Source organism: Enterobacter sp. 237C8, from assembly GCF_034106865.1.
GTDB lineage: Bacteria > Pseudomonadota > Gammaproteobacteria > Enterobacterales > Enterobacteriaceae > Enterobacter > Enterobacter asburiae_B.
The window spans coordinates 1,481,170-1,506,896 of record NZ_JAWNDF010000001.1; the positions used below are offsets into that span (position 1 = coordinate 1,481,170).

The 25,727-nt window shown below is 58.7% G+C and carries 25 protein-coding genes; 19 read left to right on the top strand and 6 right to left on the bottom strand.

The genetic code is table 11. The features are described from left to right. Positions 1-6 precede the first annotated feature (6 nt). From USF70_RS07230 to USF70_RS07245, 4 genes are read left to right on the top strand one after another with little or no spacing between them, the layout of a single operon-like run. Positions 7-1,029 (top strand): ABC transporter permease, encoded by a 1,023-nt coding sequence (locus USF70_RS07230; RefSeq protein WP_069302864.1) that lies wholly within the window; start codon positions 7-9, stop codon positions 1,027-1,029. Beyond that, positions 1,026-1,919, top strand: coding sequence for a D,D-dipeptide ABC transporter permease (gene ddpC, locus USF70_RS07235; protein ID WP_320735479.1), 894 nt, complete (start codon positions 1,026-1,028; stop codon positions 1,917-1,919). Before USF70_RS07230 ends, ddpC begins: the two co-directional genes overlap by 4 nt. Beyond that, the gene (locus tag USF70_RS07240) at positions 1,919-2,905 is read left to right on the top strand and encodes an ABC transporter ATP-binding protein (RefSeq protein WP_320735480.1); all 987 of its coding nucleotides are present in this window, start codon (positions 1,919-1,921) and stop codon (positions 2,903-2,905) included. The genes ddpC and USF70_RS07240 overlap by 1 nt, the downstream gene beginning before the upstream one ends. Next, positions 2,898-3,827, top strand: coding sequence for an ABC transporter ATP-binding protein (locus USF70_RS07245; RefSeq protein WP_320735481.1), 930 nt, complete (start codon positions 2,898-2,900; stop codon positions 3,825-3,827). Before USF70_RS07240 ends, USF70_RS07245 begins: the two co-directional genes overlap by 8 nt. Here the strand turns inward: USF70_RS07245 and USF70_RS07250 are convergent. Further along, positions 3,824-4,573, bottom strand: a complete 750-nt coding sequence (locus tag USF70_RS07250; protein ID WP_320735482.1) for an SDR family NAD(P)-dependent oxidoreductase — start codon at positions 4,571-4,573, stop codon at positions 3,824-3,826. The two genes, USF70_RS07245 and USF70_RS07250, sit on opposite strands and share 4 nt — an antisense overlap. A 114-nt stretch (positions 4,574-4,687) precedes the next feature. Here USF70_RS07250 and USF70_RS07255 point away from each other — a divergent pair, with 114 nt between their 5' ends. Next, complete coding sequence (locus USF70_RS07255) at positions 4,688-5,593, top strand: LysR family transcriptional regulator (RefSeq protein ID WP_320735483.1); 906 nt, start codon at positions 4,688-4,690, stop codon at positions 5,591-5,593. Between the two features lie 23 nt (positions 5,594-5,616). On the opposite strand, the gene USF70_RS07260 is transcribed toward USF70_RS07255, so the two are convergent. Beyond that, complete coding sequence (locus USF70_RS07260) at positions 5,617-6,045, bottom strand: OsmC family protein (RefSeq protein WP_023311893.1); 429 nt, start codon at positions 6,043-6,045, stop codon at positions 5,617-5,619. A gap of 115 nt (positions 6,046-6,160) precedes the next feature. Between USF70_RS07260 and USF70_RS07265 the strand changes: the two genes are divergently transcribed. After that, positions 6,161-7,120 carry a hypothetical protein gene (locus USF70_RS07265; protein WP_064672585.1) on the top strand — a complete coding sequence of 320 codons (960 nt, stop codon included), beginning with the start codon at positions 6,161-6,163 and terminating at the stop codon, positions 7,118-7,120. 7 nt (positions 7,121-7,127) lie between these two features. Here the strand turns inward: USF70_RS07265 and USF70_RS07270 are convergent, their stop codons facing one another. Then, the gene (locus tag USF70_RS07270) at positions 7,128-8,003 is read right to left on the bottom strand and encodes a LysR family transcriptional regulator (protein ID WP_221702307.1); all 876 of its coding nucleotides are present in this window, start codon (positions 8,001-8,003) and stop codon (positions 7,128-7,130) included. A 110-nt stretch (positions 8,004-8,113) separates the two neighbouring features. Here USF70_RS07270 and USF70_RS07275 point away from each other — a divergent pair, with 110 nt between their 5' ends. The 12 genes from USF70_RS07275 (at position 8,114) to USF70_RS07330 (ending at position 22,398) form a co-directional block, all read left to right on the top strand. Next, positions 8,114-8,965, top strand: a complete 852-nt coding sequence (locus USF70_RS07275; RefSeq protein ID WP_048981277.1) for a Vmh family MBL fold metallo-hydrolase — start codon at positions 8,114-8,116, stop codon at positions 8,963-8,965. A gap of 232 nt (positions 8,966-9,197) precedes the next feature. Further along, positions 9,198-9,413, top strand: coding sequence for a biofilm-dependent modulation protein (gene bdm / locus USF70_RS07280; RefSeq protein WP_013096534.1), 216 nt, complete (start codon positions 9,198-9,200; stop codon positions 9,411-9,413). Between the two features lie 95 nt (positions 9,414-9,508). Beyond that, complete coding sequence (gene sra, locus USF70_RS07285; protein WP_008501714.1) at positions 9,509-9,646, top strand: stationary-phase-induced ribosome-associated protein; 138 nt, start codon at positions 9,509-9,511, stop codon at positions 9,644-9,646. A gap of 176 nt (positions 9,647-9,822) precedes the next feature. After that, entirely contained in the window at positions 9,823-11,520 is a 1,698-nt protein-coding gene (locus tag USF70_RS07290) for an NAD-dependent malic enzyme (RefSeq protein ID WP_039262819.1), read from the top strand. A gap of 694 nt (positions 11,521-12,214) precedes the next feature. Beyond that, positions 12,215-13,927 (top strand): ABC-F family ATP-binding cassette domain-containing protein, encoded by a 1,713-nt coding sequence (locus tag USF70_RS07295; RefSeq protein ID WP_320735484.1) that lies wholly within the window; start codon positions 12,215-12,217, stop codon positions 13,925-13,927. 196 nt (positions 13,928-14,123) lie between these two features. Then, positions 14,124-15,134 carry an alcohol dehydrogenase AdhP gene (gene adhP, locus USF70_RS07300; protein WP_039262822.1) on the top strand — a complete coding sequence of 337 codons (1,011 nt, stop codon included), beginning with the start codon at positions 14,124-14,126 and terminating at the stop codon, positions 15,132-15,134. A gap of 149 nt (positions 15,135-15,283) precedes the next feature. Then, complete coding sequence (locus USF70_RS07305) at positions 15,284-16,903, top strand: TIGR04028 family ABC transporter substrate-binding protein (protein ID WP_221702305.1); 1,620 nt, start codon at positions 15,284-15,286, stop codon at positions 16,901-16,903. 10 nt (positions 16,904-16,913) lie between these two features. Continuing rightward, complete coding sequence (locus USF70_RS07310) at positions 16,914-17,858, top strand: ABC transporter permease (protein ID WP_157189230.1); 945 nt, start codon at positions 16,914-16,916, stop codon at positions 17,856-17,858. Further along, on the top strand, positions 17,855-18,703 hold the full coding sequence (locus tag USF70_RS07315) for an ABC transporter permease (RefSeq protein WP_320735485.1): 849 nt from the start codon (positions 17,855-17,857) through the stop codon (positions 18,701-18,703). The genes USF70_RS07310 and USF70_RS07315 overlap by 4 nt, the downstream gene beginning before the upstream one ends. Beyond that, on the top strand, positions 18,703-20,310 hold the full coding sequence (locus tag USF70_RS07320) for an ABC transporter ATP-binding protein (RefSeq protein WP_320735486.1): 1,608 nt from the start codon (positions 18,703-18,705) through the stop codon (positions 20,308-20,310). The genes USF70_RS07315 and USF70_RS07320 overlap by 1 nt, the downstream gene beginning before the upstream one ends. Beyond that, entirely contained in the window at positions 20,307-21,296 is a 990-nt protein-coding gene (locus USF70_RS07325; RefSeq protein ID WP_320735487.1) for a putative FMN-dependent luciferase-like monooxygenase, read from the top strand. Before USF70_RS07320 ends, USF70_RS07325 begins: the two co-directional genes overlap by 4 nt. Positions 21,297-21,306: 10 nt before the next feature. After that, on the top strand, positions 21,307-22,398 hold the full coding sequence (locus USF70_RS07330) for an alkylhydroperoxidase domain protein (protein ID WP_213787303.1): 1,092 nt from the start codon (positions 21,307-21,309) through the stop codon (positions 22,396-22,398). Between the two features lie 6 nt (positions 22,399-22,404). Here USF70_RS07330 and araJ read toward each other — a convergent pair whose 3' ends face one another. From araJ to USF70_RS07345, 3 genes are all read right to left on the bottom strand, one after another. Next, positions 22,405-23,580: an MFS transporter AraJ gene (araJ, locus tag USF70_RS07335; RefSeq protein WP_320735488.1), complete on the bottom strand. Its 1,176-nt coding sequence runs from the start codon at positions 23,578-23,580 to the stop codon at positions 22,405-22,407. Between the two features lie 189 nt (positions 23,581-23,769). Continuing rightward, on the bottom strand, positions 23,770-24,276 hold the full coding sequence (locus USF70_RS07340) for a YbjP/YqhG family protein (protein WP_167818598.1): 507 nt from the start codon (positions 24,274-24,276) through the stop codon (positions 23,770-23,772). After that, the gene (locus tag USF70_RS07345; RefSeq protein WP_167818599.1) at positions 24,276-24,644 is read right to left on the bottom strand and encodes a hypothetical protein; all 369 of its coding nucleotides are present in this window, start codon (positions 24,642-24,644) and stop codon (positions 24,276-24,278) included. The genes USF70_RS07340 and USF70_RS07345 overlap by 1 nt, the downstream gene beginning before the upstream one ends. Positions 24,645-24,905: 261 nt before the next feature. Here USF70_RS07345 and ppk2 point away from each other — a divergent pair, with 261 nt between their 5' ends. Beyond that, the gene (gene ppk2 / locus USF70_RS07350) at positions 24,906-25,724 is read left to right on the top strand and encodes a polyphosphate kinase 2 (RefSeq protein ID WP_033145639.1); all 819 of its coding nucleotides are present in this window, start codon (positions 24,906-24,908) and stop codon (positions 25,722-25,724) included. Positions 25,725-25,727 lie beyond the last annotated feature (3 nt).

Here is a 25,727-nt window from a genome sequence, read left to right on the forward strand (position 1 = left end):
AAGCGTATGACGTTCTGGAGCATAGTGCGCCAGCGCTGCTGGGGGTTAATCCTGGTGGTGGCCGGTGTCTGTATTATCACCTTTATTATTTCACACCTGATCCCCGGCGATCCGGCCCGTCTGCTGGCCGGCGACCGCGCCAGCGACGAAATCGTGCAGAACATCCGCCAGCAGTTAGGGCTGGACCAGCCCCTGTATGTTCAGTTTGGCCGCTACGTGGACGCTCTGGCGCACGGTGATTTAGGCACGTCCATCCGCACCGGACGCCCGGTCGCGGAAGACCTGAAGGCCTTTTTCCCCGCCACGCTGGAGCTGGCCTTTTGTTCTCTGCTGCTGGCGCTGGTCATCGGCGTGCCGCTGGGGATTTTATCGGCGGTGTACCGCAACCGCTGGCTGGATCACCTGGTGCGTTTAATGGCGATGACCGGGATCTCCACGCCGGCCTTCTGGCTTGGGCTGGGCGTCATTGTGCTGTTCTACGGGAACCTGCAGATCCTGCCGGGCGGCGGCAGGCTGGACGACTGGCTCGATCCCCCGACGCACGTCACCGGATTTTATCTGCTGGACGCGCTGCTGGAGGGCAACGGTGAGGTGTTCTTCAACGCGCTTCAGCACCTGATTTTACCCTCGCTGACGCTGGCGTTTGTTCACCTGGGGATCGTGGCGCGCCAGGTTCGCTCGGCGATGCTGGAGCAGCTTAGCGAGGATTACATCCGCACCGCGCGCGCCAGCGGCCTGCCCGGCTGGTACATCGTCCTGCGCTACGCCCTGCCCAATGCGATGATCCCGTCCATCACCGTCCTCGGGCTGGCGCTGGGCGATCTGCTTTACGGCGCCGTGCTGACCGAAACCGTCTTTGCCTGGCCGGGCATGGGCGCCTGGGTGGTGACGTCCATTCAGGCGCTCGATTTCCCTGCCGTGATGGGCTTTGCCGTCGTCGTTTCGCTGGCCTACGTGCTGGTTAATCTGGTGGTCGATCTGCTTTACCTGTGGATTGACCCGCGAATCGGGCGCGGAGGTGCCGAATGATGTTAACGCAGGAAACGCCCGTCCCGGCTAAAACCGCCGGACAACGCATCAACTGGGCAAAGCTGTTCTGGATGCTGCGTCAAAGCCCGCTCACGATCGTTGGCGGCGTCATTATGATTGCGATGCTCTTCCTGATGGTGGCTTCGCCGTGGATCGTTCCGCATGACCCGAACGCGCTGGATTTGACCGCCCGCCTGCAGGCGCCGTCTGCGCAACACTGGTTTGGTACCGATGAGGTGGGACGCGACCTGTTTAGCCGCGTGCTGACGGGCAGCCAGCAGTCGATTACCGCCGGGCTGGCGGTCGTGGTGATTGCGGGCGGTATTGGCTCGCTGCTGGGCTGTTTTTCCGGCGTACTGGGCGGGCGCGGCGACGCCATCATCATGCGGGTGATGGACATTATGCTCTCCATTCCCTCCCTGGTGCTGACTATGGCGCTGGCCGCCGCGCTCGGTCCGAGCCTGTTTAACGCCATGCTGGCGATTGCGATTGTCCGCATCCCGTTTTACGTCCGCCTGGCGCGCGGGCAAACCCTGGTGGTGCGCCAGTTTACCTACGTCCAGGCCGCCCGCACCTTTGGCGCGTCCCGCTGGCATTTGATCCGCTGGCATATCCTGCGCAACGCCCTGCCGCCGCTGATTGTGCAGGCTTCGCTGGACATCGGCAGCGCCATTCTGATGGCCGCCACGCTGGGGTTTATCGGCCTGGGCGCGCAGCAGCCGACCGCCGAATGGGGGGCGATGGTGGCCGTTGGCCGTAACTACGTCCTGGACCAGTGGTGGTACTGCGCCTTTCCCGGTGCGGCGATTTTGATTACCGCCGTGGGCTTTAACCTGTTTGGCGACGGTATCCGCGATCTGCTGGATCCGAAATCGGGAGGAAAACAGTGATGACCGAACCGGTATTACGTATTGAAGACCTGCACCTGAGCTTCCCGATTTTTCGCGGAGAGGTCCACGCGCTGAACCACGTCTCGCTGGAGATCGGCAGGGGCGAAATTGTCGGCGTGGTGGGCGAGTCGGGTTCGGGCAAATCCGTGACCGCCATGCTCGCCATGCGGCTGCTGCCGGAAGCAAGCTACCGCATTCATCACGGTCAGGTGAAGTTACTCGGTGAAAACGTCCTGACGGCGTCCGAGAAGCAGCTTCGCCAGTGGCGCGGTGCCCGAGTGGCGATGATTTTTCAGGAGCCCATGACCGCCCTCAACCCGACGCGGCGGATTGGCAAACAGATGGTGGAGGTGATCCGCCAGCATCAGCCGCTTTCGCGGCGCGAGGCGCAGCAGAAGGCGATTACCCTGCTGGAAGAGATGCAAATCCCGGACGCGAAGCAGGTCATGGAGCGTTATCCGTTTGAACTCTCCGGCGGCATGCGCCAGCGGGTGATGATCGCCCTTGCCTTCTCCTGCGAGCCGGAGCTGATCGTCGCCGACGAACCGACCACCGCGCTGGACGTTACCGTCCAGCTCCAGGTGCTGCGCCTGCTGAAGCATAAGGCGCGGGCCAGCGGGACCTCGGTGCTGTTTATCAGCCATGATATGGCCGTGGTGTCGCAGCTCTGCGACAGAATGTACGTGATGTATGCCGGGAGCGTGATCGAGAGCGGTGCCACGCAAACGCTGATCCACCGCCCCGTGCATCCCTACTCCATCGGCCTGCTGCGGTGCGCGCCGGAAAACGGCCAGCCGCGCGACCTGCTTCCCGCCATCCCCGGCACGGTGCCCAACCTCAGCCAGCTTCCGCAGGGTTGCGCCTTCCGCGAGCGCTGCTTTGCCGCCGGGGCGAAATGCAGCGAAACGCCGCGCTTAGCGCCCAGTGGCGCAGAAGGCCAACAGGCCGCCTGCTGGTATCCGCAACGGGAGAAACACCATGTCTGATGTACTGCTGGAACTGGATAGCGTGCACGTGAACTTTACGGCGCGCAAAAAATGGCTGGGCCGCGTGACGGAACAGGTCCATGCCCTCAACGGGCTCGATCTCCAGATCCGTCGCGGGGAAACGCTGGGCATTGTCGGTGAGTCCGGCTGCGGGAAAAGCACGCTGGCACAGCTGCTGATGGGCATGCTTAAGCCCAGCACCGGCGCGTGTCAGCGGGCGCACCACGCGGGCGGCATGCAGATGGTGTTTCAGGATCCGCTCTCCTCCCTCGACCCGCGATTGCCGGTCTGGCGCATCATCACCGAGCCGGTGTGGGTGCAAAAACGCAGCAGCGAGCGCGAGCGCCGCCAGCTGGCAGAAAACCTGGCGCTGCAGGTGGGCATTCGCCCGGAATATCTCGACAGGCTTCCGCACGCCTTCTCCGGCGGGCAGCGCCAGCGCATCGCCATCGCAAGGGCGCTCTCGTCCGACCCCGATATTATCGTGCTTGATGAACCCACCAGCGCGCTGGATATCTCCGTGCAGGCGCAAATCCTCAACCTGCTGGTGAACCTGCAACAGCAGCGTAATCTGACCTACGTGTTAATTTCGCATAACGTCTCGGTGGTCAGACACATGAGCGACCGCGTGGCGGTGATGTACCTCGGGCAGATTGTGGAGCTGGGCAGCGCCGCGCAGGTGCTTGGCGAGCCGCACCATCCCTATACCCGTCTGCTGCTCGACTCGGTTCCCCGCACAGGGGAGCCGCTGGATGAAAATCTGGCGTTACGCAAAACGGAGCTTCCCGGCAATCGTCATCTGCCCGAAGGCTGTTTTTTCCGCGACCGTTGTCCGATGGCAGCGCAGGGGTGTGAACAGCCGCAGCCGCTACAGCCCTCACGTGAGGGCCGTAACGTGCGCTGCTGGCGCAGTCTGGGTTAGATTTGCGCCATCCCGCCGTCCACAAACAGCTCGATGGCGTTAATAAAGCTGGCCGCGTCGGAGGCCAGAAACGCCACCGCTTTACCCACCTCGCCCGGCGCGCCTAAACGCCCCAGCGGTACCTGCGCGGCCAGCGCGTCGTACAGCCCCTGACGGTGTTCTTCCGGCACCAGATCGCCGAGACCTGGCGTTTTGATCGGGCCCGGGCTCACCACGTTGACGCGGATCCCGCGGCCCTGCAAATCCAGCGCCCAGGAGCGGGCAAAGTTGCGCACGGCGGCCTTGCTGGCGCTGTAGACGCTGAAGTTGGCCGTCCCTTTAATGGACACCGTCGATCCGGTCAGAATAATCGACGATCCGGCGTACAGCAGCGGCAGCGCCTTCTGCACCGTGAACAGCACTCCGCGGACGTTGGTGCCAAAAATCCGGTCAAACTGCTCTTCGGTTATCGCGCCCAGCGGCAGCATATCGCCGCCACCGGCATTGGCGAACAGGATATCAAGACGGCCTTCTTCTTTGGCTATCCGGGCATAAACCTCATCCAGATCGGCAAGCTTTGAGACGTCCGCGCGAATGCCCACAGCATCAGAAGCAATTTCCGCCACCGCCGCGTCCAGCTCGGCCTGACGACGACCGGTGATGTACACCTTCGCGCCCTGCGCCGCCAGTTCCTGCGCCGTGGCAAGACCAATGCCGGTGCTGCCGCCGGTGACCAGTGCAATTTTTCCTGAAAGAGTCGTGTTCATGTCATTTACCTTTTGTTGGGTTTGCGTTGGACAAACTTTAGCCCTTGCGGCATTAGTGAAAAATGGGCAAAAATGAAAATGACTATTCACAAACAGAAATAATCCGAGGTCATCATGGACCAGCTCATGGCGATGCGCGCCTTTACGCGGGTCGTGGAGTCCGGCAGTTTTACCCGCGCGGCGGACTCGCTGAATATGCCGATCGCCACGCTGAGCAAGCTGGTTAAATCGCTAGAGTCGCACCTGGAGATACGCCTTCTGCACCGCACCACTCGCCGGGTGGTCGCGACGCCTGAAGGGATGGAATACTATGAAAAAGCGCTCAGGGTGCTGATTGATATCGAAGATATCGACACCTCGTTTCGCATTTCCCGCGCGACGCCAAAAGGGCATTTGCGGGTTGACGTGGGCGGCTCCACCGCACGGGACGTCCTCATTCCCCTGCTTCCGGACTTTATGCGGCGCTACCCGGATATCCGCATCGACCTTGGCGTGGCCGACCGGCCGGTCGATCTCATCAGCGGTAACGTAGACTGCGTGATCCGCGGCGGGCCGCTGGACGATTCAACCCTCATCGCCCGTCATCTCGGTAACGCCGAAATGGTCACCTGCGCGACGCCGGGTTACCTGAAAAATCACGGCGTCCCGGCCTATCCGCAGGAGCTGCGCAACGGCCACAAGCTGATTAGCTATCTCTCGCCCGTCACCGGACGGCCCTTTCCGTTTCGCTTCCGGCAGAACGGCGAGGCGCTGGAAATCAACATTCCGCACTATCTCGGCGTCAATGAAAGTAATACCCATCTGGCGGCTGCCGCGGCGGGGCTGGGGATCGTTCAAACCTTTGAGTATTCGGCAAAGTCGTATTTACAGGCGGGCACGCTGGCGGCGATCCTGGGCGACTGGCGCCCTGCCGCGTATCCGTTTCATGTGGTTTACCCGCAGAACCGGCATTTGACGCACCGCCTGAAGGTGTTTATTGCCTGGCTGGCGGAGGTGTTCCCCGCCGCGCTGAAGGGATAGCCGGGCGCAAACCCGGCTGTGGCTTAATTGAGCTTATAGTCCAGCGTAATCTCAGCTTTCAGGAGCTGCGAGACCGGACAGCCCGCTTTTGCTTTCTGAATAATGCCGTCGAACTGCTGCGGGGCGATGCCGGGAACGGTCACCTTGCTTTTCAGGGCAACCTTAGTGATGGCAAAGCCGCCGTCGGTTTTATCCAGAGAGACGTCCGCGGTGGTATCAATGGAATCGGCGGTATAACCCGCTTCACCGAGCATCAGCGACAGCGCCATTGAGAAGCAGGCCGCATGTGCCGCGCCAATCAGCTCTTCGGGGTTGGTCCCCTTTTCGCCCTCAAAGCGGGTATTGAAACCATAAGGCTGCTGATTGAGAACGCCGCTCTCGGTGGAAACCGTTCCTTTTCCGCGCTTAATGTCGCCAGACCAGTGTGCCGAACCGTGCTTATGAATAGTCATTCTTGCTCTCCTTTTGGCTTACAAAGGGTTAAGTATAGACTACGCATCTGACCCACCCTGGAACACAGACAATTCCAGGACTTTCACCTGCTGTACCGACAAAAAGGATAATGATATGGCGCTAAAAATCAGGATGGCCGTTGCCGTAACCACGCTGGCTCTGTCGCTCTCTTCACTGGCGAAAACGCCGGAGAACTTTATCTATACCAGCTCGGGCGATCTCGACGCGGCGTTCCCGCTTGTTGCGCGAAGCGATATCGGCGGCGTGCAGATCGTTTACAACTGGCGCCTGCTGGAACCCGAGAAGGACAGCTATGACTTCTCGCGGATTGAACAGGATCTGGCGCGCGTTAAGGCCGCCGGAAAAAAACTCTTTATTCAAATCCAGGATCGTTTCTTTGAGCCGGACGCCCGCTACGTGCCGGACTATCTGATGCGCGACACGCAGTACGGTGGCGGGATTGCGCCGCAGTTCGATAACCCAGGCGAAGGCAAGCCGGTCGGTTCAGGATGGGTGGCGCGTCAGTGGGATCCCGCCGTGCGCCAGCGCTACCAGGCACTGCTGGCCGCACTCGCGAAACGCTTTGATGGCGAGGTGTATGGGGTAAACCTGCCCGAAACCGCCATTGATCTCGACGAAAAAAATCCGCCCGTCGGGTTTACCTGCGACGGCTATTTCGCGGGTGAAATGGAAAACCTGGCCTTTGCGCGAAAGGCTTTTCAGAAATCTCACGTGGTGCAGTACGTGAACTTCTGGCCGTGCGAATGGGATAATGACCACAACTACATGGGGCGTCTGTTTGCGTATGCCAGCGCTAACAATATCGGTCTGGGTGGGCCGGACATTGTTCCCAACCGCAAGGCCCACATGAAGAACGCCTATCCCTTCTTCCATAAAAATAAACAGACGCTGCCGCTCATCGCCATGGCGGTTCAGGAGCCGACCCTGACCTATAAGGATCCTCAGACCGGAAAACCGTTCACCAAAGCGGAATTTGTCCGCTTCGGCGAAAGTTATCTCGGTGCCGATATTATTTTCTGGAGCACGACGTCTCCCTGGCTAAAGGCGAAGTAATCCTTTCTTATGCCAGGTAGCGCGACAGTTCGTCAAGGAACACGCGCAGCGCGGCAGGCTGGTATTCCCGGGACTGATAAATGCCATGGATGGCAAGCGGTTTCGGCTCAAGCGCCTCCAGCACCGGCACCAGCAATCCCTTCTCCAGCGCGGCAGACGCTTCGCGCTCCGGCAGCATGGCGATACCGCAGTGCTTAATCGCCGCGTCCATCAACAGCGAAGAGATGCTGGCGCTCAGGTTGCCGCTGACGGCCACGCTCAGGCTTTCCCCTCCCGGCGTCACGAAGTGCCAGGACTGCCCGGCAAAAAAGCTGTAGTGCAGACAGTTGTGCTGCGCTAATTCTTCAGGGCTGACGGGGATACCGTGCTGTGCCAGGTACTCCGGCGAGGCGCAAAGCACCGAGCGACACTCCCCCAGCCGGCGGGCAATCATGCCGGGTTCGGGGTTGTCGGTAATGCGCACGGCGACATCAATGCGCTCTCCCACCAGGCTGACCGGGTGGTTATTCACGTCCAGCTCGATGCGCAGCTGCGGGTAGCGCGAGAGCAGACCGGGCAGGACCGGTGCAATCAGGTGCATGGCGGTAAAATGGGCGCAGGCCACCCGCAGCGTGCCGGACGGCAGATCTTTCTCCGACTGGCCTTCGATTTCCTGCGAAATCTGCGAGAGCGTCCGCGTTTTTTGCAGCACCTTTTCCCCTGCCGCGGTCAGCGTCAGCTTGCGCGTGGAGCGGTTTACCAGCCGCGTTCCCGCCCACTTCTCCATTTGTTCAAGGTAGCGGCTCACCATCGGTCGGGAAATGCCCAACGCGCGGGCCGCCGCGCTCAAACTGCCCAGCTCGCATATCCGGTTGTAGACCTGAGCGGCGATAACGCGATCCATATAAGCTCCATTTGCTCGATTTATGAAACTAAGCATGTCTTGTTTCAGGAATTCTGGCAAATGAGAATATCCGTACAATAGACACATTCCTGAACAACAGAGACAACAGCATGAAATTCACTCACCTTGCCCTGCTTTCCACCCTTTTCACTCCGGCGGTTTTTGCCGCGCCGTTGACCATTGATACCTATAACCCGCAGGAAAAAGGCATTTTCCCGGTCTCCTCCACGCTGGTTTCCGGCCCGAAAGAGGCGGTGCTGTTTGACGCGCAGTTCAGCGTGAAGGATGGCGAAGCGCTGGTAGAGAAAATTCGCCGCAGCGGTAAAACCCTGAACAAGATTGTGATCACCTCCGGCGATCCGGATTTCTATTTTGGCCTGCAGCCGCTGGTCAAAGCCTTCCCGAATGCCAAAGTGGTGGCCACACAGCATGTGGTTGACCATATTAAAGCCACCAAAGATGCCAAGCTCGCCTTCTGGGGGCCGCAGATGAAGGACGGCGCGCCAACGGAGCTGGTCGTTCCGCAGGTGCTTGCCTCCACCACGTTTATGGTTGACGGGGAAAAGATCGACATCGAACAGCCAGACAGCTATGCGGCCTATGTGTGGATCCCGTCGGCAAAAACGATCCTCGGCGGCACCGGGGTAGCCTGGGGTATTCACGTCTGGACGGCAGACACCCAGACGCCGGAAAGCCGCAAGCAGTGGCAGGAAACGCTGGAGAATATGGCCGCGCACAAACCTGAACGCGTGATCCCGGGCCACTACCTGGGCACTCCTCCAGCGGGCACTGGCGCGATTGAGTTTACCCGCGACTATCTGCAGCGCTTTGAAAAGGCTTTAGCCGCGCATAAAGATTCCGCAGGCGTTATCAGCACCCTGAAAAAACAGTATCCGGGCCTGGCGGATGAAAGCTCGCTGGAATTAAGCGCCAAAGTGAATACTGGCGAAATGAAGTGGTAATTTAAAAACGGCTCCTGCTATATTTCCGCGATAGCAGGAGCTCCACCAAAATATCCCCGCCGTTACCCGTCGATATAGCCACACCTTTTAAAAGCGCATAAAAGCATGCACTTATGTCATTTTTATTTCTAAGATGAATCTGAACCACAACCGGGAAAATATTTGCCATTCTGTTTATGAATTAAATTTTTTGCGAGCCGTACCATTAAACAGACAACGACACGGAGGCAGCATGTTTACTTATTACCCGGCTAATACTGCAGCAGCACAACCTGAACTCGTTAACGCGATTGCGCAGGGTCTTCACGCCGAGCACGGTGCTGTGACTGAAGATGACATTTTGATGGAACTGACCAAGTGGGTGGAATCCACGGATAATGACATCCTCAGTGACATCTACCAGCAGACCATTAACTACGTCGTCAGCGGGCAAAACGCACCCTTGTAAAAACCTGCTAAGCTGGATCTGCAACCTAAGGGGTTACATTTCGTTTGCGTGAGCAAACTGGTCCTTAAAACTATCAACAGGATTGAGGAGTTAACATGAAATCGAACCGTCAGGCACGCCATATTCTGGGACTGAATTACAAGCTTTCAAATCAGCGTAAAGTGGTGATTGAAGGCGACCACGAAACGCAGGTCACTCACGCCACCGGCAGAAAACGCCACGCCGGCAAGTAAGTTCCAGACTGAGATCCAGAACACCATCGGTAATCCCGATGGTGTTTTTGTTTATGTGTTGCGGTAATTAATATTTAGCTCCTTTATAATACCGCCTGACCGCACCCCATCGCACAGGCCAGAAAGATGACAAACAGCAGTGTCAGGGACGGATCTTCATAAAAAGAGTGAGTGACATGGACAACAAACTGAAAAAACATCGTTCCTTATACATCCCATACGCCGGACCGGTTTTACTCGAATTCCCCCTGCTCAACAAAGGCAGCGCCTTCAGCATGGAAGAGCGCAGCAGCTTTAACCTGCTGGGTTTACTGCCCGAAGTGGTTGAAACCATTGAAGAACAGGCGGAGCGCGCGTGGATCCAGTATCAGGGTTTCAAAACCGAAATCGACAAGCACATCTACCTGCGCAACATTCAGGACACCAATGAAACCCTCTTCTATCGCCTGGTGCAGAACCATCTCGAAGAGATGATGCCGGTGATCTACACCCCGACGGTGGGTGCGGCCTGCGAGCGTTTCTCAGAGATCTACCGTCGTTCACGCGGGGTATTCATCTCCTATCAGAACCGTCACAACATGGACGATATTCTGCAGAACGTGCCAAACCACAATATCAAAGTGATTGTGGTGACCGACGGCGAACGTATTCTCGGCCTCGGCGACCAGGGCATTGGCGGGATGGGGATCCCAATCGGTAAACTCTCTCTCTACACCGCCTGCGGCGGCATCAGCCCGGCGTATACCCTGCCGGTGGTGCTGGACGTCGGTACCAATAACCAGCAGTTGCTCAACGATCCGCTCTATATGGGCTGGCGCCATCCGCGCATTACCGACGACGAGTACTATCAGTTTGTCGACGACTTCATTCAGGCCGTGAAGCACCGCTGGCCGGACGTTCTGCTGCAGTTTGAAGACTTCGCGCAGAAAAACGCGATGCCGCTGCTGAACCGCTATCGCGATGAGATCTGCTCCTTTAACGACGACATCCAGGGTACCGCGGCCGTGACCGTGGGTACGCTTATCGCTGCCAGCCGCGCAGCCGGCAGCCAGCTGAGCTACCAGAAAATCGTCTTCCTGGGCGCAGGCTCTGCGGGCTGTGGTATCGCCGAGCAGATCATCGCCCAGACGCAGCGCGAAGGCTTAAGCGAAGAGCTGGCCCGCTCCCGCGTCTTTATGGTTGACCGTTTCGGCCTGCTGACCGACGCTATGCCGAACCTGCTGCCGTTCCAGAACAAGCTGGTGCAGAAGCGCGATAACCTGAAAAACTGGGATACCGACAACGAAGTCCTTTCCCTGCTGGACGTGGTGCGCAACGTGAAGCCGGATATTCTGATCGGCGTTTCCGGGCAAACCGGTCTCTTCACCGAAGAGATCATTCGCGAGATGCACAAGCACTGCGAGCGCCCTATCGTGATGCCGCTTTCCAACCCGACCTCCCGCGTGGAAGCCACCCCGCAGGACATCATCGCCTGGACCGAAGGTAACGCGCTGGTCGCGACCGGCAGCCCGTTCGACCCGGTGGTGTGGAAGGATAAAACCTATCCGATCGCCCAGTGCAACAACTCTTACATCTTCCCGGGCATTGGGCTGGGCGTGATCGCCTCCGGCGCGTCCCGCATTACCGATGAGATGCTGATGTCGGCGAGCGAAACCCTCGCGGGCTACTCGCCGCTGGTCAACAACGGTGAAGGGCTGGTGCTGCCGGAGCTGAAAGACATTCACAAGGTGTCGCGCGCTATCGCGTTTGCGGTAGGTAAAATGGCGCAGCAGCAGGGCGTGGCGGTGAAAACCTCTGCCGACGCGCTGCAGCAGGCCATCGACGACAACTTCTGGAAACCTGAATACCGCAGCTATCGTCGTACCTCGATTTAATCCGCTCCGACCGGTCCCTCTCCCTTCGGGAGAGGGACTTTCAATAAATTCATTAACCAGTAGCGATTCAGATTCTCGAAGCGAAATGATTAACTTGCAGCCACGCCCTGGTCCGGCTGTAAATCGCCGAGGCGTTTCCTGCAGGCCGGGGCGAGGCGCAGGGATGCGCCGAGAGGGCGTGGCCTGCAGGGATGCCCGACCCGATAGCCTGAAGGAATAAGCCGAGGGCACCGCGAAGCGGCGATTTACCGCCGGGAGCCAGGGTCGCCAGGGTGGTGGCGACTGAGCCACCCTGGCACGTTCACAGGTGTTGTCATTACAGAGTAGCAAGGAACTTAAAGTGAACGGAATGACCACGACAGCCGTATGTTCCCCTCACCCTAACCCTCTCCCAAAGGGAGAGGGAATTAGATTCGCCCCCCACTAGCCAAACTCCTTTTCCCCCGCTACACTCCCTTCATCCATTAACCTACTGAATATATAAGGAGGCCAATTATGCTGTACTGTGAAATTTTCAATGTTTCACATACATTTGGTGATCGCACCAGCTCAAGCGTTATCGGTATCGTGCTGCGATAACTTCTGCTTGAGCGAAGACACCAACCCCTGAAATCCCTTCTCTCGGGCTTACTGAGTTATCGTCAGCGATGTTTGACGAGGCATAAACATGCCTGTAACTCTTGGGTAAGCAACAATGAGCACTTTACTCACTGCACAATCTTTACGCGTTGATACGGCGTTTGGCACGCTCTTCGACTCACTCTCCTTTACGCTGAAAAAAGGCGACCGCATTGGCCTGCTGGGCGACAACGGCTGCGGCAAAAGCACGCTGCTGAAGGCGCTGGACGGCACTGACTCCCCCGCCGCCGGAACGGTCGCGCTGGCCGGGCACTGCCTGATGGCGCGCGTGGAGCAACATCTCCCGGACGCCATTTTCCCGCTGACCATGCTGGATGCCGTACTCGCACAGCTGCCTTTAGCCGAGCGCGATAGCCTGCGCTGGAAAGCCGAAACGCTGCTGGCAGGCATGGGCTTCACGCCGCAGGATATGACGCTGCAATCCGCCACGCTGAGCGGCGGGCAGCACACCCGCCTGCTGCTGGCGCGGGCGCTGATTCATGAGCCGGATCTGCTCCTGCTCGATGAACCCAGCAACCACCTTGATTTGCCGACCATGCTCTGGCTGGAACACTTTCTGCAGAACTGGTCAGGCAGCTTCGTGCTGGTCTCGCACGACCGACAGCTGCTGGACGCCGTCACTAACGGCAGCTGGATCCTGCGCGATAAAACGCTGCACTACTTCGCCCTTCCCTGCACGGCCGCCCGCAAGGCGCTTGAAGCAAAGGATGAAAGCGACGCGCAGCGCCACAAGGCGGAGCAAAAGGAGATCGACCGCGTGACCGCCAGCGCGAAGCGGCTGGCGACCTGGGGCAAGGTTTACGACAACGAAGACCTGGCCCGCAAAGCCAAACAGATGGAAAAACAGGTCGAACGGCTGAAGGAGAGCCAGACGGCGCTCACGGCAGGCAGCCCGTGGACGTTAACCCTGCGCGGCGACGCGCTGCGGGCCGACCGTTTGCTGGAAATGGAGAATCTCGACGTTCCTCCTGCACCTGGCCTGCCGGCGTTATTCAGCATCGAAATGGCGCGGCTAAAAAGCGGCGATCGCGTGGCGATTGTCGGTCGTAACGGCTGCGGCAAATCGTCGCTGATGAGGCTTATCTGGCAACAGTTTGCCGATGAGTCCGCAAACAGCGGGTTGAAAATCCATCCGCGCGTGTCGCCAGGCTATTACGACCAGACGCTTCACCAGCTTGCGGACAACGCCACGCTGCTCGACGCGCTGGAGCCTTTCGCGCCGGATCCGCAGAACCGCAAAATGGCGCTGATAAGCGCGGGTTTCCCGTGGGCGCGTCACGGGCAAACGGTCAGCACGCTCAGCGGCGGCGAGCGCTCGCGCCTGCTGTTCGTTGGCCTGACGCTTGCCCGCTACAGCCTGCTGATGCTGGATGAGCCGACCAACCACCTCGACATGGAAGGCAAAGAGGCGCTGGCGCAAACCCTTCAGCAGTTTGAAGGCGGCGTCCTGCTGGTCAGCCATGATCGTCAGCTAATTAGCCAAAGCTGCAACCGTTTCTGGCTGATTGAAGAGGGAAAGCTGAGCGAGTGGCACGATGCAGAAGCGGTGTTTGAGCGCCTGCGTGAAAGCGCGGGGCTGGCGACATCCACCGCGCCCGCCATCGACGCTGCGACGGTTCAACCCTCGCCGTATGACGATCTGCTCGAACGGCTGGTCGCGCTGGAAACGCTGCTGGAAGACGATCTGGCGCGTAAGCCGAAGCATCAAAAGCCGCAGCTGCAGGCGCAATGGCGTAAAGAGATTGAGGAGATAGAGGCACAGCTGTAAGTCTGCGCCCGGCGAGTCTCTCGTCGGGCCAGTATTTTCCCCCTAAATTATTAGAGGAACGCCGTATTCTTATTCTGAAAATGGATTAAATAATGACATTATGTTGCCGTTGCCTTGCATTACAGCGCCAAACCACTAATCCTTGAGGGGTATTACACCTGCTATGCAGATACTCATCATGAACAAGGAGATACACATGAAGGCTGCTGTTGTCACTCAGGATCATCAGGTCAATATCACCGAAAAAACCTTACGCCCGCTAAAGCACGGGGAAGCCCTGCTGAAGATGGAATGCTGTGGCGTATGCCATACCGATCTCCACGTGAAGAACGGTGATTTTGGCGATAAAACCGGGGTTATCCTGGGCCACGAAGGGATTGGTATCGTAAAAGAAGTCGGCCCCGGCGTGAAGTCGCTGAAAGTCGGCGACCGCGCAAGCGTGGCCTGGTTTTTTGAAGGCTGTGGCCACTGTGAATACTGTAATACCGGCAACGAAACCCTGTGCCGCGACGTGAAAAATGCCGGTTACTCCGTTGACGGCGGCATGGCGGAAGAGTGCATCGTCACCGCGGATTACGCGGTAAAAGTGCCGGACGGTCTGGAATCCGCTGCGGCCAGCAGCATCACCTGTGCCGGCGTTACTACCTACAAAGCGGTGAAGGTGTCCGAAATCAAACCAGGCCAGTGGATTGCGATTTACGGTCTGGGCGGGCTGGGCAACCTTGCGCTGCAGTACGCCAAAAACGTCTTTAACGCCAAAGTCATCGCTCTCGACGTTAACGATGAACAGCTGAAGCTGGCGGCCAGCATGGGCGCAGATTTAACCATCAACTCACGCAGCGAAGACGCCGCGAAAATTGTGCAGGAGAAAACCGGCGGCGCGCATGCCGCAGTCGTTACTGCCGTCGCAAAAGCCGCATTCAACTCAGCCGTTGACGCCGTGCGTGCCGGTGGCCGCGTGGTCGCCGTTGGCCTGCCGCCGGAAGCGATGAGCCTCGACATTCCGCGTCTGGTGCTGGACGGCATCCAGGTGGTGGGTTCCCTGGTCGGCACCCGTCAGGATCTGCAGGAAGCCTTCCAGTTCGCCGCTGAAGGTAAGGTGGTGCCGAAAGTCACGATGCGTCCAATCGAGGACATCAACGCCATCTTTAAAGAGATGGAACAGGGCCAGATCCGCGGCCGTATGGTGATCGACCTACGTTCATAATCGTTCATCTTTCATTACCGCTCCTCGCTGGGGCGGTTTTTTTATAGCCATTTTCCGGCAATCCTTATCTTAATTCCTTTGTTCCCTTGTTTTCCCCCGCGCCCGATGATGAATCCGACGCTAACAAGAAGATAACAAAGGAATTCACCATGCAAACCCCATTTCGTCTGCCGCTGCTGACGGCGCTGATTCTGGCGACAACCGCAGCCTGGGCCGCAGATGCGCCCGTCAAAGGCGGCACGCTGATTTATCTGGAGCAACAGGCGCACACCAACCTCTATCCGCCTGCCGGTGGCTTTTACCCGAACGGCGGCATTCTGAATCAAATCACCGACAAACTGACGTGGCAGAACCCAAAAACGCTGCAGGTGGAACCCTGGGTGGCCGAAAGCTGGACCACCAACGCCGATAAAACCGAATACACCTTTAAGCTTCGTCCCGGCATCACCTTCTCCGACGGCACGCCGCTGGACGCCAACGCCGTGGCGAAAAACTTTGATACCTACGGTTCAGGCAATAAGGCGCAGCGCCTGCCGGTGTCAGAAGTGATCAATAACTACGATCGCAGCGAAGTCATCGACCCGCTGACCGTGAAGTTCTACTTCAAAAAACCGTCGCCGGGGTTCCTGCAGGGCACCGCCACCATTGGCTCCGGTCTGGTCTCGCTCAGCACGCTGAAGCGCAACTTCGAAGAGCTGGGAGATGCCCGCCACATCATTGGTTCCGGCCCGTTTGTGGTGAAGGACGAGAAGCTGGGTCGTGAAGTGACGCTCGAAGCGCGCAAAGACTACCAGTGGGGGCCGAAAAATCTGGCGCAGCAGGGGCCAGCCAATCTCGACGGCATCAAGTTTATCGTGACCCAGGAAGACAGCGTGCGCGTGGGCGCCCTGCTGGCGGGTCAGGCCGACTTTATTCGCCAGGTGCAGGCGTATGACGAAAAGCAGGCGACCGATCAGGGCTATAAGATCTACGCCGCCCCGACGCGCGGGGTGAACGACAGCATCAGCTTCCGCCCGGATAACCCGCTGGTCTCCGATATTCGCGTTCGCCAGGCGCTGCTGCATGCCACCAATGCAAAACAGGTGGTCGAGACCCTCTTCTCGGCCAACTATCCGCAGGCGAAATCCGTGATTGCCGGTTCCGCCGCAGGCTTTGTCGATCTCAGCGACAAATTGACCTTTGACCCGGCAAAAGCCAACCAGCTGCTGGACGACGCGGGCTGGAAAGCAGGCGGCGACGGGATCCGCGCCAAAGACGGCCAACGTCTGGCGCTGACGGTGTATGAATCCCTGCCGCAGCCGCAAAACAAAGAGGTGCTGCAGCTGGTTGCCCAGCAGTGGCGCCAGGTGGGCGTGGCGCTGAGCGTCAAAGCCGGAGACGCAGGCAGCCGCACGCTGGATAACCTTGACCCGCTGAAAACCCCGTTAACCGTCTCCGAAGTGGGCCGCGCCGATCCGGACGTGGTGAAAAGCATGTTCTACCCGGCTAACCGCGACGCGCTGCTGCAAAAAGGCGGATCCAGCGACAAGGTCAAAAACTTCCGTGACGACAGGCTGAATGCGCTGCTGGTGAACATTTCGGCTGAGGTCGACCCGCAAAAACGCCTGCAGCTGACGGGAGACGCCCAGCGCTACCTGCTGGATAACGCCTACGTCATTCCGATTTTCGAGGAGCCGCAGGTCTTCGCCGGTGCGCCGTGGCTGAAAGGCGTCAATTTTGAAGCGGTAGGCCGCCCGTCGTTCTACGGCGCGTGGATTGAGAAACACTGAGGAGCTGACGATGCGCCACGCACTTCTTCAACGCTTTGGGCACGGGCTGCTGGTACTGTGGGCCGCCTTTACCCTCTCGTTCGTGTTGCTCCAGGTGCTGCCGGGCGACGCGGTGCTGATTAAATTTCAGAACCCGGACCTGGGCTTAAGCCCGGCGCAAATCGAGGAGATGCGCGTGGCCTACGGCGCGGACAGCCCGCTGTGGCAACAATACGGCCACACGCTGCTGGCGATGCTGCGCGGGGATTTCGGCTATTCGCTACAGGCAGGCGTGCCGGTCAGCGAGCTGATTGCCAGCAATCTGCCGGATACCCTGAGCCTCGCCCTGCCCGCGTTTGTACTCGCGGTCCTGCTGGCCTTTGCGCTGGCCTTTGCATCGCGTCTGCCGGGTCTGCGCTGGCTGAGCAATACCCTTCAGTCTCTGCCGGTCCTGTTTATCTCCTTACCGACGTTCTGGCTGGGGATTGCCCTCATCCAGCTCTTTTCTTTTCAGCTGCGGCTGATCCCGGTGATTAACCCGACGCCGCTGCAGGGGCTGATCCTGCCGATTGTGACCGTCGCGATCCCGATTTCCGCCCCGCTGGCGCAAATTCTGATGCGCAGTCTGGACCAGGTGGCGACGCAGCCGTTTGTCGCCGTCGCCCGTGCCAAAGGGCTGAGTGAAACCGCCGTCCTATGGCGTCACGTGGCCGGCAACGCCCTGCTGCCGGTCCTGAACATTGCCGGGCTGCTGCTGGGCGAGCTGATTGCCGGGGCGCTGATCACCGAAACCGTTTTTGGCCGCAGCGGGCTCGGACAGCTGACCCAGCAGGCGGTGAATAATCAGGATATCGCCGTGCTTCAGGCGGTAGTGATGATTTCCGCCCTCGGTTTTGTCCTGATCAATCTGCTGGTGGATCTGCTGATGCCGCTGCTGGATCCCCGTCTGCAAACCGTTACCGGAGGTGCATCATGAGTCTGGTCGATTACGCGGCCGCCGCGCGAAAACGCGTTCCAGCCTGGCAGGGAGTGGAATGGCAGCCGGGACTGTGGCTGGCATGGGGAGTCATTATTCTCGCCGCTTTTGCCGCCGTGGCGCCCGGCCTGTTAACCCACTACAGCCCGATTGAGGGCATCGCCGGGGCACAGCGCCTGGCACCGCAGGCCGGTCACTGGCTCGGCACAGATCAGCTCGGCCGCGATGTTTATACGCGTATCGTTTATGGCGCGTCACACTCCCTGAGCGCGGCGCTGGCCGCCGTGACGATGGGTCTGGTGGTCGGTACCGGTTTAGGGGTGATCGCCGGAGCGTTCGCCGGACGCGTCGAGTCTCTGCTGATGCGCTTCGTCGACGTGTTGCTCTCCATCCCGTCTCTGCTGCTCTCGCTGACGGTGATTATTCTGCTCGGATTTGGCACCGTTAACGCCGCGATTGCCGTCGGCGTTGCCTCCATTGCCAGCTTCGCCCGCCTCGCGCGCGGTGAAGTCGTGCGTATCCGGCATACGGATTATGTCGAAGCGGCGTTTGGCAGCGGCGGGACGTTTTTCGCCGTGCTGTGGCGACACATCCTGCCCAATGCGTTAACCGCCGTCCTCGCCTTTGCCACGCTGCAGTTTGGTCAGGCAATCCTGGCGCTCTCCACGCTGAGCTTTCTCGGCTACGGCACCCCGCCGCCCATGCCGGAATGGGGCTTACTGATTGCCGAAGGCCGTAACTATCTCTCTACCGCCTGGTGGCTCACCACCTTCCCCGGCGTCGTCGTCATCGCCGTGGTGCTGGCCACCAACCGTATCAGCCAACAGTTCAGCGGAGGTCGCTAATGACCGTTCTCTCAGTGGAAAATTTGACGATTAGCTACCGTACCGCTCGCCAGTGGCGAGAGGTGGTGCATAACGTCAGCTTCACGCTCGGACGAGGGGAAATGCTGGCGTTCGTCGGCGAATCCGGATCCGGCAAGACGACCACGGCGCAGGCGATCATTGGCCTGCTGGCCGATAACGCCCGGCGCGATGCGGGAAAAATATCGCTCAACGGCGAGGAGATTAGCCGATGGTCCGCGAAGCGCCTCGATACCCTTCGCGGCGCGCGAATTAGCCTGGTACCGCAGGATCCGGGTAATTCGCTCAACCCGGTGAAGACCATCGGGGCGCAGGTCGGAGAGATCGTTCAGCTCCACCAGAAGGTGACCCGCGCCGAGCGCGACGAGCAGGTGCTCGCCCTGCTGACAAAGGTCGGCCTGAGCCACCCCGAACAGCGCATGACGCAGTATCCCCATCAGCTCTCCGGCGGGATGAAACAGCGCGTGCTGATTGCCATCGCGATAGCGCTGCGCCCGGACGTGATCGTTGCCGATGAGCCCACCAGCGCGCTGGATGTGACGGTGCAAAAACGTATTCTCGATCTGCTGGATATCCTGCGCCGGGAATCGGGTACCGCCGTTCTGTTTGTCACCCACGATCTGGCGCTGGCCGCACAGCGCGCGGACAGGCTGCTGGTGTTTCGCGATGGCGAGGTTCAGGAACAGGGGAACACCGGCGATATCGTCCGCACGCCGCAGCACGCCTACACCCGCCAGCTGTTGAGCGATCTCCAGGGCCAGCGCCTGACCATCGCCCCGGTAGCCGGTCTCCCGCTCGCGTCCCCGGCCATTCGCGCCCGGGCCATCAGCAAGCAATTCTCCCTGGGCAAAGGTCATCAGCTTCAGGCGCTGGATCGGGTGACGTTTGACGTCAGGCGCGGCAGCACGCACGCGCTGGTCGGTGAATCCGGCTCTGGGAAAACCACCCTCGCCCGTATTTTGCTCGGTTTTGAACAGGCCGACAGCGGACAGGTCATTATTGATGATATTGATGCCACCGCGCTCAGCCGCGAGGCCCGCCGTCAACTGCGCCAGAAGATCCAGTTCGTCTACCAGAACCCGTTTGCCTCTCTCGACCCGCGACAGACGCTGTTCGAGATCATCGAGGAGCCCCTGAAGAACTTTTCTCACCTCAGTAAGGCGGAGCGAAAGCTCCGGGTGGAGACGGTGGCGCAGCGGGTTGCCCTGCCCGTCGAACTCCTGACCCGCACCGCCCGGGAGCTTTCGGGCGGACAGCGCCAGCGCGTTGCCATTGCCCGGGCGCTGATCCTGGAGCCGACCATTCTGGTGCTGGACGAAGCCACCTCCGCGCTGGACGTCACCGTGCAGGCGCAGATCCTGGCTCTGCTTCAGCAGCTGCAGCAGCAGCTGGGACTGACCTACCTCTTTATCACGCACGATCTGTCAACCGTCCGCCGGATCGCCCACAGCGTCACGGTGCTTCGCGGCGGTCAGGTGGTCGAACAGGGCGACGTCGGAACCTTATTCGCGTCGCCGCAGAACGACTATACCCGCGAGCTGATTGACGCCATTCCCCATTTTTCACCCGCTACGGAGGAGTTCGCATGACGCGAAAACGCCTGGGATTTTTCACCCGCCTGCTCGACGACGCTGCGCCGAAGGAGCGCTATCGTCTGGCAACTGAACAGATCCGCCACGCCGAACGCCACGGTTTTGACAGCGCCTGGATTGCCCAGCACCACTTCCACGAAAGTGAAGGCGGCCTGCCGTCGCCGCTGCTGTTTCTGGCGCACGTAGCCGCGCATACCGAAACCATCCGGCTGGGCACGGCCATCATCACCCTGCCGATGGAAAACCCGCTGCGCGTCGCCGAAGATGCCGCCGTGCTCGATTTACTCGCCGATGGTCGTCTTGAGGTCGGTTTTGGTTCGGGCGGCACACCGACCTCATTTCTGCCGTTCGGCCTGACGTTCGAGGAGCGCGGCGCGGCGTTTGCTGACCATTTGCATGTTATCCAAAGCGCCTGGCGCGGGGATTCGCTGACCCATCCGGATAACCACCTTTACCCGCCTGCGCCACAGCTTGCCGACCGTATCTGGATTGCCACCTTCTCTGTTGACGGAGCCGTTCGCGCCGCCCGGGCCGGACACGGTTTAATGCTCTCCCGCACGCAGCCGCGCCCGGCAGATCGGCTGGATTTAACGCTCGACGAGATCCAGAACCCGATTGTGGATGCCTACCTTGAGGCGCTGCCTGCGGGCATCGCACCGCGCATTCTGGCCTCCCGTACGGCGTTCGTCGCCGACAGCGACGACTATGCGCTCAGGGTCGCAACGCCGGGCCTCACGAAACAGGCCCAGCAGCATCGCGCTGCCGGGCACGTGGTTAAAGGTGACAACGTCACCGATTATCGCCGCCAGTTTGACGCCCATATTGGTTCGCCCGATACGGTGCAGCATTCGCTGAATGCCGACTCCATTCTCAGGCGCGCCACGGATATCTCATTCCAGGTCCATTCGGTCGAACCCACGCATCGCGACACGCTGCGGTCCATCGAACTGATCGCCGAACGTATTGCCCCCCACATCCTTTGAGGAGACACCTATGTCGTTAAGTCAGGACATTCTCGCCGAGCTGGCGGAAATTAAACCCGGTTCCCCTCTGGCAGAGGCGCGCGCCACGCGTGATGCCGCCACGCGCCACGCGCAGGGCAGCTACGAAATTCTCTTTAGCCAGCAGAATGCTGATTTTGCACTCGACGAGCGCTTCGCCGTGGCGGCAAAAGTCGCCAGGTGGCACAGCGCGGAGGCGCTGGCCGCGCACTATGCGGGGTTTGGCCTGGCCGATCCCACCTCAGAACGCCTGACCCCGGCGCTGAACTTCGCGCGCCTGCTGACGTTCTCCCCCGTCGAAGCGACGCCCGCAGCGTTAAAGGCGCTGACCCAGGCGGGATGGAGCAAGGAAGGCATTGTTACCCTGGCGCAGCTTATTGCGTTTGTGAGCTTCCAGAGCCGACTCATCACCGGGCTGCGGCTGCTGAATGACAGGCCCGTCGCCAAAAGCGATGCGCCGGTGGCGGCAGGCATCTGGCACACGACCGCAACAACGGTCACCGGAAAGGCGGCCCCCGTCGCGTTCACCCAGCAGGAGCTGGGATGGGAACCGTGGATAGCGGCCAAACCGCTGGCGGATTTCCGTGACGATGAGGTTGCCATCCTGGCGAAATTTGGCCATACCGATTCCGAGTACTTCCGCCTGCTGGCGCGCAACCTGCCGGTGCTTGAACAGCGCACGTTAACGGATAAAGGCATTTTTTATACATCGGGGGGATTGCCGCGCGCCGAGCGCGAGCTGGCCGCAACGGTCGCCAGTAAAATCAACGGCTGCATTTACTGCGCATCTGTCCATGCGCGTAAAGCCAGCCAGCTGTCAAAGGATGACGCGGCGGTAGAGGCCCTGCTGGCCGTGCGGCCGGGGCGGTCCCTGAGCGAGGGGCAATCCGCACGCTGGCAGGCGGAAATCGATTTTGCGGCGGCGCTGTCGGTCACGCCGCCTGCCGCCACGCCGCTGCACCTGGCCGCGCTGGAAAAAGAGGGGCTGGATACCTTAGCGCAGCTCGATCTGGTGCAGTCCGCCGCGTTCTTCGCCTGGGCCAACCGCCTGATGCTGACCCTGGGTGAGCCCTGGCTTGCCTGAAGCCTGTCAGGCTAGCGCGCGAGCGTTAGCCGGAGCCCGTCTGGCCCGCAGGTGACCGTAGATCAGCAGTGCACTCATGGCTGAGAAAGAGAGTATTGCCGCCGGCAGCGTGACGTAACGCCAGCTAAAGCCGAGGACGATCGTCATCCCGCCAAAGTACGCGCCAATCGCACTGCCGAGATTAAACGCCATCTGTCCCCCTGCCGCCCCCAGCATCTCACCGCCCTTCGCATTTTGCAGAAGCAGAATTTGTAGCGGCGCAGAGAGCGCGAACAGCCCGGCACAGCAGATAAAGCCCATGATCAGCGAGGCCGTTTTCAGTTCACCAAAGGCGAAAAGCAGCAGCAGCGAGGCGACAATCACCATGTCGGTGGTGGCCGCAATGCGCAGAGGGCTAAAACGCCCCGAGAGCTTACCGCTCAATAGATTGCCCAACACCATGCCAAGCCCCATCAGCATCATGATGGCCGTCATCATCCCTTCTGAATAACCGGAGACGTTGACCATAAACGGCTTAACGAAGCTGAACCACGCGAACACCCCGGCGTTGCCAAACATGGTGGCGGCAAAGATAAGCCAGGGTTCTGGTTTTTTCAGAAAGTGGAACTGCTCGGTTAATTTGATTTCTGATGTGTCGCGGATGTCCGGCACCCAGAGCAGAACCGAAAGGATCACCAGCGCATCGAACACGGCAATCAGAAAAAAGGTATAGCGCCAGCTAAACTGGTGCCCGAGCCAGGTCCCCAGCGGAACGCCCATCAGGTTGGCCACGGTCATGCCGGCGATCATCCCAGCCACCGCGACCGTCACCTTACCCGGAGGCGCAATTTTAGACAGGATAATCGCCCCGACGCCAAAAATAGCCCCGTGCGGAAAGCCGGAAATCAGCCGCCCCACCGCCAGCCAGAAATAGGACGTGGAAAACGTGAACAGGGCATTGCCGACAGCGGACATCGCCACCAGAAACAGCAGCGTGGTTTTTAACGAAAACTTGCCTGAGAACAGCGCCACAATCGGGGCGCCAATCACCACACCGAACGCATAAAACGAGATCATATTCCCGGCGGAGGGAATCGAAATACCGGTGTCATGTGCCAGCTCGGTTAACACGCCCATAATGCCAAATTCGGCCATTCCCAGGCCAAATGTGCCAAGCGCCAACGAAAAAATTGTCTTTTTCATACTTCAACCACTGGTTAATCACACGCGACGGACATTATTGAATAATCTTGTATGGTGAGCCAGTTCAAATCCGTTGGCTGGCAGGTTAATCCATTAATTCAGGAGTTTTCTCCAATTGCTACGCGGCGGGAATGGCAAACAAAAAGCCCCGACTGGTGTCAGGGCTTCAAAGGTTTTAAGGTTTAGCTTTTACAGTTCGCTTTCTGCCGCTGATTTAGCGCGTGTAATAGCGCCAGCATTGAAAATTGGGTGCTCGTGATTGTTCGTTATGTCACGAACGCGGTAGATTTTCCATGCATCACCTTCACGACGAAGAAAGACTTCAAGATGTATGCTTCTTCCATCACCCGCCCCCTCAATGACCTGGACTACTTCACCGTTTAAAAATGGCCTTGCGTTTCCCACTTGTAACGCAGGTATCCAATCGCGAGAGTAATCCTGGGTATACGTAAAATAATCAGATTCGATTAACTCTTGTTCAGAGATTTCCTGAATGGCGCTAATGCGAGCAATAGTATCTGCAGAAACATATTTACGCAGTGCGTCGGCAGGATAAGGCCTCGCTTCATCGCTGCCGAATGCGGAAAGATAGGATTTATAAAATGATTCGGTAGCGTCTTGCGCGCTCTGATCTTGACGGGCAGCCGAACTACATCCCAGCAGCAGCATAACGAATGATAAAAATACCCTTTTCATCAGTGCATCATGTAAATTTTAAAGGATGGTTGCATTTTGCGGTACCCAGGCCCCGGATACATGCTTTTTTGAACAAAGTCAGAAATCCACTGCGTACCGTCATACATAGTCATGTGACCTATGCCATTTCCGCCAGGATACGGCTGTATCACAGCCACATCGCCAGAAATTAAAGTAGAGCCGGGCGGCAGCTCACTGAACCCAGCACGTAATAACTGCGCCCCATAATCTTTTGCATAATCTGTGTTCGGCACCTTAACGCCTCCAGCCAGAATGGCCAGGCGGGTAAACTTCGCACATTCACTATGAGAGTGCCCCAGAGCGTGTGAACGGAGATACGAAACCGCAGCTTCTTTATTCCAACTCATTCTTAGTTCCTTTAAGTAAATAAGACCGAAATTATCACGTTAACCACATTTAGCGTGTGGGATTAAACGTGCTGATTTTTCGCATCCGTGACGTTCTAAAAGGGGAACGGGTGCTAAGCACCTTCGTGAACGCCTAAGTTACTGCTTGAAAAAGTGTTGTTAAATTAATTACCTAAAAACAATACGTATAATATCAGGTGGATTACACTTCATAGTGCGGCCTCGCTTTTTTCCGCGCCGGACAATCTGAGGATGACCATCATGGGAAGCAAAAAGAAAACCAGTGTCGCTGTTGATGTCGTAAAGAATGCTCCGTTAAAGACCAAAGAGTATGAACAAGAGCTACGTCGCCTCCACGTTGAACTGGTTAAGCTCCAGCAGTGGGTCGTCGCCAAAGGGCTAAAAGTGTGTATTGTTTTTGAAGGACGCGACGGAGCGGGTAAAGGCGGCACCATTAAAGCGATCACCGAACGCGTCAGCCCTCGCGTGTTTCGCGTTGTTGCCCTCCCTGCACCCACCGAGAAAGAGAAAACCCAGCTCTATTTTCAGCGTTATGTTCCCCATCTACCTGCCGCCGGGGAGATCGTCATTTTCGACCGCAGCTGGTACAACCGCGCGGGCGTCGAGCGGGTAATGGGATTCTGCACCCCCGAGCAGGTTGAAAAGTTTCTAGATGGTGCGCCGGTGATGGAAAAAGCGATGGTGGATGCCGGGATTATCCTGCTGAAATACTGGCTGGAGGTCACGCCTAAAGAGCAGGAGCGCCGCCTGCGCGACCGTATTAACGATGGTCGTAAAATCTGGAAGCTATCGCCGATGGATATTAAATCCTTTAACCTGTGGGACGAGTATACCCTCGCGCGCGACGCCATGTTTGAAGCGACAGATACCGCCTGGGCGCCGTGGTTTGTAGCGCGTTCAGAAGATAAAAAACGCGTGCGCCTGAATATTATTTCGCACCTGCTCACCCAAATTCCCTATAAAGAAATTCACGTCGAAAAAGTGGATTTACCGAAACGTAAAATTGGTAAAGTCAAACCCACAAAATATCCGTTCCGGTATGTGGAGGAGCGGTTCTGAAAT